Below are 1286 nucleotides of genomic sequence, written 5' to 3' on the forward strand. Positions count from 1 at the left end.
TGTCAACGTCTGCCAGATCAAAGCTTACCTGCTCCATATTTTGCAATATTAGCATCGTGTCAAACAGCGGGTTTCGGCTCCTATCGCGGCGCACGTTCAGCTTCTCCACCAGTTCTTCGAACGGATAGTCCTGGTGTTCAAACGCTGCCAGCGTCCGCGCCTTCACCTCTTGCACGAAGTCGATAAATCGCTTGTCCCCGGATGGAGCGTTGCGCAGCGCCAGCGTGTTCACGAACATCCCGATCATCGGCTCCGTGTCTGCATGTGTGCGCCCCGACACCGGCGTACCCAGCACGATGTCGGTCTGCCCCGTGTACTTGTGTAGCCACACGTTATAGGCTGCAAGCAGTACCATGTAAAGCGTTGATCCGGTCTTCGTTGCGACTTTCTTCAGCCCTTCGGCCACGTCCGCGCTAATCTCTGCATGAACGCGTCCGCCCTCGCTGCTTGGTACCGCAGGACGCACTCGGTCGGTCGGCAGCTCCAGCACCGGTGCTTCCTCCGTAAAGGCGGACAGCCAGTACGCCTCGTGCGCTTCCATCCGCTCGGCCTCGAGCGTGCCTTGCTGCCAGACTGCATAATCCTTGTACTGAATCCGCAGTGGCGGCAGCTCCGCGCCGGCATACGCCGTCATGTAGTCCGACAGCAGGATGTTCATCGATACGCCGTCCGACACAATATGATGCATGTCCCACAGCAGCCAATGGCGGTCCTCCGCTAGACGCAGCAGCCCAGCGCGCAGTAGCGGCGCTTGGTCAAGTGCGAACGGACGCACGAAGTCCCGTGTCAACGCCCGCGCATGCTCTTCATGCGTATCTTGGTAAACCCATTCCAACGACACGTCTTCGTGTATCTGTTGTCTCGGTTCGCCGTCTACCCATGTGAACGACGTGCGTAGCGATTCGTGACGGGTAATGACTGAACGAATCGCTTGCTCCAGCCGATCCGCGTCCACCTTCCCTACCAGTTCCACGACGCCCGGCATGTTGTAGCGCGTGCTCTCTGGCTCCAGCTCATGCAGCACATACAACCGCCGCTGCGCCGACGACAGCGCATACGATGCCTGTGGCTCTGCCGGCTCAATCCGGCCGTAGTTGCTATAATCCATGCTGCGCACATATTCCGCCAACGCCTTTACCGTCGGTCGCGCGAACAGCTCCCGCAGCGGCAACTCCACCGCCAGCTGCTGATGAATGCGCGACACCAACGTTACGGCCTTCAGCGAATGACCGCCGCGCTCGAAAAACGAGTCGCCGATGCTGAACGAGCCCGTGCCCAGCACCTCT

General features: G+C 59.7%; 1 protein-coding gene. It reads right to left on the reverse strand.

All coding sequences use genetic code 11. The features are described 5' to 3' along the window. Positions 1 to 1286: condensation domain-containing protein (locus tag MHB56_RS29770; RefSeq protein ID WP_341144429.1), on the reverse strand; the 1286-nt coding region annotated here is incomplete at both ends.

The organism is Paenibacillus sp. FSL H8-0315, from assembly GCF_038005365.1.
Taxonomy (GTDB): Bacteria; Bacillota; Bacilli; order Paenibacillales; family Paenibacillaceae; genus Paenibacillus_AQ; species Paenibacillus_AQ odorifer.